The sequence below is a fragment of the Faecalicoccus sp. genome (assembly GCF_036552745.1).
Classification (GTDB): Bacteria; Bacillota_I; Bacilli_A; order Erysipelotrichales; family Erysipelotrichaceae; genus Faecalicoccus.
Map to the genome: position 1 here is coordinate 1 of NZ_JAXKBY010000035.1, position 10,188 is coordinate 10,188.

The window sequence follows — 10,188 nt, forward strand, 5'->3', positions numbered from 1 at the left end:
TAACAGAAAGCTAAAAGCCTGTATGGTAAGATCCTCCATTACACGATAAAAGAAACAAATCGGTGTGGCATGTATCAACAATCCCGGTCCCTGATTTCTTTCTTCGATGTGCCATGTCGCATATAAAAAAGGCTGACAGCCACTTCTAAGCTTGGAGCCTTCTTTCTGGATGCCTCTTACTCGAACCGAAACGATTTGATCCTGTGTCAACATCCATGCCAGCCCGTCTTTTTCCTTATAATCTTGAACCTTTAAAACAATACCGGTCGTTTTAATCGTCATCTAGCTCATCCAATCCGAATTCTTTGATTTTTTGTTCTTTATTTCGCCAGTTTTTCTCTACACGAACATATAATTCCAAATCCACCGGACAACCAAATTTTTCCTTGAGTTCTTTTTGTGCCGCAAGACGAATCTTCTTGATCATACTTCCCTGTTTTCCGATCAATATCCCTTTTTGGGAATCACGATCAACAATGATCATTGCCTGCAGATGCAGACGACTTCCTTCCATCCTGCGATTTTCCAGCACGACCGCAACGCTGTGTGGAATTTCCTCTTTGGTCACAAATAAGATTTTCTCACGAATGATCTCCGTCGTTTGAAAATTCTCATCATGATCACTGATCATCTCCTGCGGGTACATAGCCATTCCTTCGGGAAGAGCTTGTTTCAATACTTGTAACAGCTCATGCAAGTTTTCTTTTTTGAGCGCACTGATTGGAATGATGGCATGAAAGTCATATTTATTCTGCCAATCCATCAACACTTTGATCATGTTTTCTTTTGATAGATGATCGATCTTATTGACCAGAAGAAAACAAGGCTTATGTAAAGATTGTATGCGCTCCAGAATAAACGAATCGCCTTTGCCAAAGGGTTGTGTGCCATCAACGATCCATGCCAGACAATCACAGTCCTCCATGGCCATATACGCATTCTTATTTAAAACACGTCCCAACTGCTGTTGCGGTTTATGAATACCCGGTGTATCCACAAAAACAAACTGAGCATCTTTCTGGGTTAAGATACCGGCAATATTGTTTCTTGTCGTATTAGGTTTATCAGACATAATGGCCACTTTTTCTCGCAATAATGCATTTAAAAGCGTACTTTTCCCGGCGTTGGGTCTTCCGATGATCGCAATAAAACCTGATTTATATGTCATACTCGTTCCTTTCTAAATTATTTTTTGAATAAGGATCGCAAATCCAATAAAAGTACTGAAAAGACTCAGTAAAAAGACAGCTCCTGCTGCCATATCCTTGATCTGTTTTGCCTGTTTGGTATGTTCTAAAGAAATATAATCGACAAGTTGTTCGATACAAGAATTTATGATTTCTCCAACTACGACAAGCACAATGCATAAAAGGATCCAAAACCATTCTTGTACAGTAAATCCAAGCAACAAGCCAAACAGGATCACTAGCAGGCCAAACAGCATTTGAAGAGCTATGCTTTTATCACAAATCGCATAGCGCAGACCGCTAAACGCATATTTAAACCTACCTCTGAACCACTTCATCCAGTATCACATCCTGTAAATCAAACATCTCTTTTTCATCCTGTGGACACATGTGATCATAACCCATCAGATGTAATAGGCCATGGCAGAAAAGAAAACAGGCTTCTCTTCGTTTAGAATGTCCATACTCCTTTGCCTGTGCGCTGATAGCTTCCACATTGATGAAGATATCTCCTAATTCGTTTTCCTCTTCCTCCAAAACGATGTTGGAACTGTCATCCTGCAGGGCAAAGCTAATTACATCCGTACTGCGATCGATGTTGCGATATTCTTTATTGATCTCATGGATCCTTTCCGGTGTCACAAAAATGACACTTAATGTATAATCGTGATTACGATGCAGAATAGAACAAGCTCGTTCTAAAATCCTTTGATAATCTTTCTTATAGCGATAAATACTTTTATCTTTTGCTTCATTGATCATTACTATTTCCATATAAGAATTATACACCAAACATGAAAAAAGGACTATTCAAATCTATAGTCCTTACTTTGTCGTTCCTTTAGGTATAAAAGAATATCCTAATTCAATGCTTTTGTTTTCACGTACAGATTCATCATCCACCAGCATTTTTGTCAATAAACGCATCGATACGGCCCCCATATCATACTCCGGAATATTAAAGGTTGAGATATTTGGTCGTGTCATGGAAAGATATTTATTATTGAGAACACATACAAGCTGGCAGTCATCCGGAATCTTATATCCGGCTTCCTGGCAGGAATTCAATACCGCAATAGCCTGCGAATCTCTAAACGTAAACACAAACTGGCTTGGTTTATTGGTCTTAAAGTATTCAGTTAAGAAATTATAAGAGCTTTTATATGTTTCATCATACGAAATGTATTTTTTAAACTCAATTCCGTGATCATGGAAAGCACGCTCAATTCCAGATCGCATCTGTTCCATCATACTTAAATTTAACTTGTCTTCCACCAACGAAATATCATTGATGCCCTTATCAAACAATTCATTGACCATTTCATAAGCCATTTTTTCAAAATCGACATAGACATTGCCTACATTGTTGACTTTAGTTTCCGGCAACAAAGAACCAACGACAACCATTGGAATCTGATATTCCTGCAAGACTTCCATCTCATCCTCTGAGAAATTGTCATTGAATAAAATAACACCATCGACATGAGATTTGATGATGGATTCGATCACATCCTGCATTTTAGAAATGCCCTGTGATGTTGTATGGAACATGATGTTGTAGTTATAGATCTTTGCCACATCCATCAAACCATTTAAAATTTTTCCATTATAGGCAAACAGTTTTTCACTCATGACGATCGATACGGTCGTTGTTTTGGATAAGGCAAGCCCCTGTGCTATTGCATTGGGCTTGTAGCCTAACTTTTCAATGGCTTCCTGTACCCTTTGTTTAGTGTCTTCACGAACCACATTGCTGTCATTAATGACTCGGCTGACCGTAGCCAAAGAAACATCAGCCTCCTTGGCTACATCATAAATCGTTATACGTTTCATAGCTTATTCTTCATCCTCCTGTATCCCCGAATCGGAAGTCGTACGATCTTTTTTATCGAGGAACTTACGGATTCCACTAAATACCGCATCCCCTACTTTTTGTGTAACTTGTTCCGCTGAATCCACGGCGTTTTTCAAACCTTCGCTTTCTCTTAATACATCCAGCTTTTCATCGGCCGTGTTCACAAAGTTTTTGATATTATCATTTTTCATCAAGGCATCGGCACCAGCTTTGATACCATCTCCAATCAAAGCACCGGCCCCCAGTAAAAAGTCTTTTCCGGCTGAAACTGTATTCTTAAACTGTTCTGAATTGCTGATTTCCACCGCTTTTTCTTTTGTCGCCTTTAAGACCTTTACCGTTTCATCTTTAGCCTTGTTCAAACCTTCTTTGACTTTCTCCGGTTCGGTATTTTCTTTGATCCATTCCTGCAGATCTTCAAAAATAGCCTTGATCTTTTCTTTGGCGTCCTGAATTACTTCTTCATTTTCTTTGTTGTTGTCTTCCTTCAGTGTCTCCAGCTGATCCATCGCTTCATTTTCTAATTCCTGAACAACTTCAGCGCTTTTGTTTTCATCACTCATGATTCATCCTCCTTATCTGATGCTGCATTAACAGGTTCTGTATCCATGACCGGGTTCTTCTTCGCATTGACCCAGTTCTTAATCTGATCTACATTCTTGACTACGGTACTGGCTGCTGTCTTTACGGCTTTTTTCGTAGTTTCTTGTACTTCATCGATCGTATGTGAGATATTCTCTGCTGTAGAAAGAGGAGCATCCAGCTTACGAAGCTGCTGTTCGGTTGTATCCAAGGTTCGAGTAGCGCTTTTTACCGTTTGTAAAAGCTCTTTTAAGATCAAAATCACATATACTAAAACAACGATGCCCAGCACAGGTAAGATCCAACCTGCAACCATCGCAACCGTAGAAAAAAATTCATTTACAGTCAAAATATCACCTCAGAATTATTATAACATTTCAAAGGAAGGAAGACCATTTCTTTTTGAAAAATTTTTCATAAATCTTGAAAACGCTTTAAAATAAAGACGGAGTTGAAAAAAGACACCCTAAAGGCGTCTATAAACGATACTATTTTAGAAGCTTTGCCAATTTGTCCTTTAACAGGTAAATATCCTTACTGGACATAAAGACATAGACAGCCGGTGCCATCTCTTTTAAGACCTCTGCTGATTTTTCATCGATATCCAATAAGATAGAATTCGGACATAAATCTAAAAGATCTTGAATCGTAACTGTAATACTTTCATCTTCTCTTTGTGCATTTTTAGGGAAATCACACAATACAACTTGATCAGCCGTATTTAAGCTGTCGGCAAAATCTTGAAGGAAGTATTGCAGCCTGGAATAACGATCAGGTTTATACAAGGCAATAACCTTCTTTTCCGGATATTTCTTTCGTGCCGAATCGATCATGTAGCGAATGGCAGTCGGATGATGTGCATAATCATCAATCAATACACTATCCTTGACTTCTTCAATGACAAAACGGCGGGCAATTCCCTGATAAGTCTTTAATCCCTCAACAATGTCATTTACAGGCATTCCTAACACATGACATAAGGCAAAACAGCCTAAGGCATCCTGCAGGAAGGGATCACCAACCTCACTTAATTCGATATGTGCTAAGACCTTGCCCTGATATAGACAATCAAAGTGCATTCCAAAAGGACCTTGTTCGATATTTACAGCCTGATAATCATTTCCCTTTTGTAAACCATATGTCGTAACAGGTACCGAATACGATAATTTTGGCAAATATGGATCATCTCCAAAAATGACACAGTGCTTCTTTGTCTGATTGACAAAAGATTGAAACGCATCGAGATAATCATCCATATCTTTATAATAATCAACATGATCCAGCTCAATGTTAGTAATCAGTGCATAATCTGGATGGTATGCCAAGAAATGTCGTTGAAACTCACAAGATTCCAATACAAAATATTTCGCATCCTCCGGCATATGTCCATGTCCATCCCCAATCAAATATCCTGTCGGTAAAAGCTGTGGCAAAACATGCCCCAAAATTCCCGTTGTCGTTGATTTTCCATGCGTTCCTGCCACACTGATAGATGTATAAGACTCCAACAATTTTCCCAGGTATTCATTGTAGTAATATGTCTTCACCGTTGGATTTTGCATAGCCGCTTTCACTTCCGGATTGGTTTCATCAAACGAAAGTCCAATAATGCAGGTATCATGATCATGAATATGACTGGCATCAAAGGTCGTGATCGGAATACCTCTTTTTTCCACTTCATCCTGTGTAAAGATATATTTTTCAATATCGCTTCCCGTAACATCTTTATGCTCATCATAAAGAATACTGGCTAAAGCTGCCATTCCTGTACCTTTGATTCCGATAAAATGATAGGCCACTTGACTCACCTCGAATCAGTCTTTTGAAAACAAAGTGGCTTGTTTGTTTTCTTTCTTTTCCGGTTTTTCTAACATCGAATCCAGAGAATATCCGCGATCCTTGCCGTTAGCTTCTTTTTGTGCCGGTTCCATCTTTGGAATATTCTGTACCACCGGTGTTACGCCCGGTCGATCGCCGTACATAGGCGAAAGAACTGTCATATAGTCTTCCAGCTGTTCCGGTTTATTTAAATCGATCGCATTGTGCACTTTGGACGTATCTTTTTTTGACTCTTCCATATTCCCAAAAATCGGAGAAATGATTGGTGTATATTCCAAATCCTCCTGAGTTCTGCGCACTTTTTTGGTTTTAGAGCGATCAAAATGATACATTTTTTTTCTTGGACGTGGCTCCTCGCTTGCTACACTGTCAACATCCAACCCTGTAAAGATCGTACTTTTAGGTTCTGTGCTTGCAGGAGTCTGACCAAAGTTTGCAATCTGTACATCTTCTGTCTGTGGTGCCAAATGAATCTGCGGCTCAACAAAAGTGGATTCCTGCGGTTGTTGTACCTGTACATTGGAAACCGGCGTCTCTTCCTTTTGAACAGGCTCGTTTACTTCTTCTTCCGGTTCTACTTCTTCGGTAAAAATAGCTTGCATTAAGTCTTTAAACATGTTTATTCCTCCACATCCTTTAACGCATCAAGATATGCTTCAATTTCCGGTCTGGTCTTTCGCAGTGAAGAGACAAAACGAGAAACTTCTTTTCCGTTTTTAAAGCTGACAAAGCTTGGGATTCCCATGATTTCCAATTCCTGTGCCAGATCCATCATTTCATCACGGTCTATTTCATAAAAATCATAGGCATCATAGGCCGCTTCGACACTTGGCATAAATGGTTTGATAAACATGCAGTCACCACACCATTTGGTCGTAAATAAGATGACACTGATCTTATCATTTTGAATAGCGGTATTAAATTCCTGTTCATTATGAATCTGTTTCATTTTCCTTCTCCTTTTTGAATACACAGCGATAGATAGGCTGTCCATTGGCAATAAATTTTTCTTCGTATTCGGTGATCGCATCTTCTTCATGCGGCTCTCTACGATAATTTACACATAAATCATCCAATAAAAAGCCGGCTTTCAAAAACTCCAGAACAGAATATTCAAACAACTTTTCATTATCCGTTTTCATCTGGATTTGTCCGTGCTTTGATAAGATCGACTGATATTGCTGAAGAAAGGAAGCACTGCTCAATCTTCGTTTCGCATATCGTTTTTTCGGCCATGGATCACTAAAGTTCAGATGCAGTATATCGACCTCTTCTTTGGCAAACCATGTATCGATCAAAGAAGCATCTCCATGAATCAAGAAAAGATTTTCCACATCCTTGGCTTCATCAAATTTCTTTGCCGCAATGCCGGCTGCACTCTCATTCTTTTCAATGGCCACAAACAATTCATCCGGATATTTACGTGCCATTTCTAACGAATAGTTCCCTTTACCGCAACCAATCTCTACATGAAGCAGGCGATATTGTCCCTTCCATAAAGATTTTTTTTCTTCGGGATGGGTGACAAGCTTCTGACTGTCGGATAAATATTCCACAGCCCACTTTACTTTACGCATTCGCATGATTAACTACACAAAGATACGATCGCATCGGCATAAATAGCGATGGCCTGTATCAAATTCTCCAATTTAATTCCTTCATCTCTTTGATGACATTCTCCGACAAATTGATCGGTCGTTTTTACTTCATTTGGCAAGACCGGTCCATAAGATACAAAATTTTCAAACTTACGAGCATAAGTTCCTCCACCCAATGTAAAGGCGCAGGAGAACGTATCTTTCGTGTATTTCTGATAAACCGCCATCAGATCCGTAACCAGCTTAGATTGTGGATCGACAAACAACGGTTTGGAATCACTTTCCATGATTGCACGAATGTTGGAGGATAAAGAAGCACATGTCGCATCAAAGCCTTCCATAATCGTTTTCGCATCAGTATCGTTTGGATAACGAATATCAATCAAGATACGTGTTTTACCATCTTCGATATCGACAATACCTGTATTCATCGTCAAGAAAGACATATATAAACCATTTTTATAAATACCAACCGGTTTTCCCTGCCAGTCTTGTAAGATATGATATAAATCTTTGGCAAGCTGATCATCAAAGGACTGACCAACAAAATTCAAAATGTGAACTGCTGCATTTACTCCTAACCATGGCATAGCTGCATGGGCAAAAACACCGTCAATATGAATCGTGTTGCCTTGAATACTTCCCTGCAAACCGTTGACTTTGCAGTAATAAGCAAACTCTTCTTTTTGTTTATCATTGATGGAGGCAAGTGTACAATCCGCTTTTCCGATCACGATATTAGGTCGACTGCCGGCATGAAAAGACTGGATCACACTTTTATCCTGCGATTCCAGGACGACATGCAGGCCACCTTTTTCTCCGTAGATGACCGGGAAATCGGCATCCGGTACAAATCCCATCTGTGGAATTTCCGCATGTTCTTTATAATAGTCCATACACTCCATTCCGCTTTCTTCATCGCATCCGGTAATCAACATGACTCTGCGCTTTAAAGGAATGTTTTGTTCTTTAATGATCTTTAGCGCATAATAAGCCGCCAAAGCCGGCCCTTTATCATCCATGACACCACGGCCGAATACATAACCGTCATTGACAGTGACTTTTAGCGGATCTTTTGTCCAGTCATCCCCAATCGGAACGATATCCAAATGACCCAATACACCTAATGTATCTTTTTGTTCACCATATTCAATGACACCGGCATAGCCATCAATATCTTTTGTCACAAAACCATCACGTTTTCCCATCTCCAACATCGCATCCAACGCTTCTCGGCATTTCTTACCAAAAGGCGCATTCTCAGCTTTTGTGGATAAATCACGTGTTGATTCTATAGAAACCAATGTATTCAAATCTTTAAGAAAGTCATCTTGTTTTTCTTGTGCAAATTTCAAAAAATCCATATGTTAGTTCCACCTCTCTTTGGTATTTTAACACATTTCAAAACGACTATAAACAGGAATGACAATTATCTTCTATTACGTTTTATAAAAATTCTTAATCATCAAAATCTCTACTGTTTATCGCCATTTAGAAGAATTTCAAAAAATAAAAATGTTTACATTTACTTTTTATATTATAACTGAAATCCAATAAAATCACTTTTTACAAAAAAAAGGATTGCACTTCGCAATCCTAGTTCGATTCTTCTTTCTGTTCTTTTTTCGGTTCTTCTTTTGGTTTTGGAAGCAGTGCTTTGGCACTGACATTGATACGACCCTTATTGTCGATCTCAGTAACCTTGACATCGATCGTATCGCCGATCTTTAAGACATCTTCTACTTTTTCTACACGATGATGAGAAATCTTGGAAATGTGTAATAATCCATCCGTATTGCCAAACAAGTTGACAAAGGCACCGAATTTTTCGATACGAACAACTGTTGCGGTATAGACATCACCAACTTTAGCTTCACGAACGATATTAGAAATCATTTCTTTAGCTTTGTTGATCGTATCATAATCGTGATGATAAATCACAACTTTTCCGTCATCATCGATATCGATCTTGACATTGTCACAAGCCGCAATGATCTCATTGATCATTTTTCCACCCGGACCGATAACATCCTTGATCTTATCTGAATCAATGTTCATCATCGCAATCTTAGGAGCATATGGACTTAATTCCTTTCTTGGTTCCGGAATACATGCCAACATGTTGTCTAAGATTTCCAGACGGGCTTTGTGTGCCTGTGCCAGTGCTTCTTCGAAAATATCTTTTGTGATCCCGGTGACTTTGATATCCATTTGTAAAGCCGTAATACCATTTTTTGTACCTGCCACTTTAAAGTCCATATCGCCAAAGTGATCTTCCATACCTTGAATATCCGTTAATACCGTATATTTTCCAGAATCATCATCCATGATCAGCCCCATCGCAATACCGGCTACCGGCGCTTTGATTGGAACACCGGCTGCCATTAATGACATCGTTCCGGCACAAATACTGGCCTGGGAACTGGAACCATTACTTTCCATAACATCGGCAACGGTACGAATCGTATAAGGGAATTCATCTAAGCTTGGTAATACCTGCAACAAAGCCCGTTCTCCTAAAGCACCATGTCCGATTTCACGACGTCCCGGACTTCCCATACGTCCGGTTTCTCCTACACAGTATGGTGGGAAATTGTAATGATGCATGAAACGCTTAGCTTCAACCTCTGTCAAATCATCAATGATCTGGTTTTCGTTGATAGCTCCCAATGTTGTGGTAGATAACACCTGTGTTTCCCCACGTGTAAACAAGGCGGAACCATGAACTCTTGGCAATAAATCGACCTGTGAATTTAATGGACGAATTTTATCGATGGCACGACCATCCGGACGCACTTTGTCTTCAATGATCAAACGACGAACTTCATCGGCTTCAATACCACGACAAATTTCTTTTGTCTGTTTTGCGGCATTGTTCAATTCTTTTTCAGAATTGTATTCCTTGGCAGAGATCATCTCTACTGCTTCTTCTGTCAATTCATCAATTTTTCCGTAGCGTTCCAATTTTTCTTTGATGGATACAGCTTCACGAATTTTTGCTTCAAAGTTTTCACGAACTTCTTTTTCTAATGCTTCATCAACTGCATATAAAGCCACTTCGCGTTTTTCTTTACCACAGGCTTTTACAATTTCTTCCTGGAATGCACAAAGCTTCTTGATTTGTTCA

13 protein-coding genes are annotated in these 10,188 nt (G+C 39.3%); all 13 read right to left on the bottom strand.

What is annotated here, in order from left to right; genetic code table 11:
- Positions 1 to 282: recombination protein O N-terminal domain-containing protein (locus U0M88_RS01895; RefSeq protein WP_331868732.1), on the bottom strand; the 282-nt coding region annotated here is incomplete at its 3' end.
- On the bottom strand, positions 272 to 1,168 hold the full coding sequence (era, locus tag U0M88_RS01900; protein WP_331868733.1) for a GTPase Era: 897 nt from the start codon (positions 1,166 to 1,168) through the stop codon (positions 272 to 274). The genes era and U0M88_RS01895, both read right to left, overlap by 11 nt.
- 12 nt (positions 1,169 to 1,180) lie before the next feature.
- Complete coding sequence (locus tag U0M88_RS01905; protein WP_331868734.1) at positions 1,181 to 1,525, bottom strand: diacylglycerol kinase family protein; 345 nt, start codon at positions 1,523 to 1,525, stop codon at positions 1,181 to 1,183.
- On the bottom strand, positions 1,506 to 1,961 hold the full coding sequence (gene ybeY / locus U0M88_RS01910) for an rRNA maturation RNase YbeY (protein WP_117445377.1): 456 nt from the start codon (positions 1,959 to 1,961) through the stop codon (positions 1,506 to 1,508). Before ybeY ends, U0M88_RS01905 begins: the two co-directional genes overlap by 20 nt.
- Positions 1,962 to 2,012: 51 nt before the next feature.
- Positions 2,013 to 3,020 (bottom strand): LacI family DNA-binding transcriptional regulator, encoded by a 1,008-nt coding sequence (locus U0M88_RS01915; protein ID WP_294688188.1) that lies wholly within the window; start codon positions 3,018 to 3,020, stop codon positions 2,013 to 2,015.
- Between the two features lie 3 nt (positions 3,021 to 3,023).
- Positions 3,024 to 3,605 (bottom strand): hypothetical protein, encoded by a 582-nt coding sequence (locus tag U0M88_RS01920; protein WP_117445378.1) that lies wholly within the window; start codon positions 3,603 to 3,605, stop codon positions 3,024 to 3,026.
- Positions 3,602 to 3,973 carry a histidine kinase gene (locus U0M88_RS01925; protein WP_294688192.1) on the bottom strand — a complete coding sequence of 124 codons (372 nt, stop codon included), beginning with the start codon at positions 3,971 to 3,973 and terminating at the stop codon, positions 3,602 to 3,604. The genes U0M88_RS01920 and U0M88_RS01925 overlap by 4 nt, the downstream gene beginning before the upstream one ends.
- A gap of 139 nt (positions 3,974 to 4,112) precedes the next feature.
- Positions 4,113 to 5,423, bottom strand: coding sequence for a UDP-N-acetylmuramate--L-alanine ligase (locus U0M88_RS01930; protein WP_303971603.1), 1,311 nt, complete (start codon positions 5,421 to 5,423; stop codon positions 4,113 to 4,115).
- Between the two features lie 15 nt (positions 5,424 to 5,438).
- Positions 5,439 to 6,080, bottom strand: a complete 642-nt coding sequence (locus U0M88_RS01935) for a hypothetical protein (RefSeq protein ID WP_117445381.1) — start codon at positions 6,078 to 6,080, stop codon at positions 5,439 to 5,441.
- A 2-nt stretch (positions 6,081 to 6,082) separates the two neighbouring features.
- The gene (locus tag U0M88_RS01940; protein WP_117445382.1) at positions 6,083 to 6,412 is read right to left on the bottom strand and encodes a thioredoxin family protein; all 330 of its coding nucleotides are present in this window, start codon (positions 6,410 to 6,412) and stop codon (positions 6,083 to 6,085) included.
- On the bottom strand, positions 6,396 to 7,040 hold the full coding sequence (trmB, locus tag U0M88_RS01945) for a tRNA (guanosine(46)-N7)-methyltransferase TrmB (protein WP_306803547.1): 645 nt from the start codon (positions 7,038 to 7,040) through the stop codon (positions 6,396 to 6,398). Before trmB ends, U0M88_RS01940 begins: the two co-directional genes overlap by 17 nt.
- 8 nt (positions 7,041 to 7,048) lie before the next feature.
- Complete coding sequence (gene pepV / locus U0M88_RS01950; RefSeq protein ID WP_272005334.1) at positions 7,049 to 8,425, bottom strand: dipeptidase PepV; 1,377 nt, start codon at positions 8,423 to 8,425, stop codon at positions 7,049 to 7,051.
- A gap of 232 nt (positions 8,426 to 8,657) precedes the next feature.
- Positions 8,658 to 10,188: polyribonucleotide nucleotidyltransferase (pnp, locus tag U0M88_RS01955; RefSeq protein ID WP_331868735.1), on the bottom strand; the 1,531-nt coding region annotated here is incomplete at its 5' end.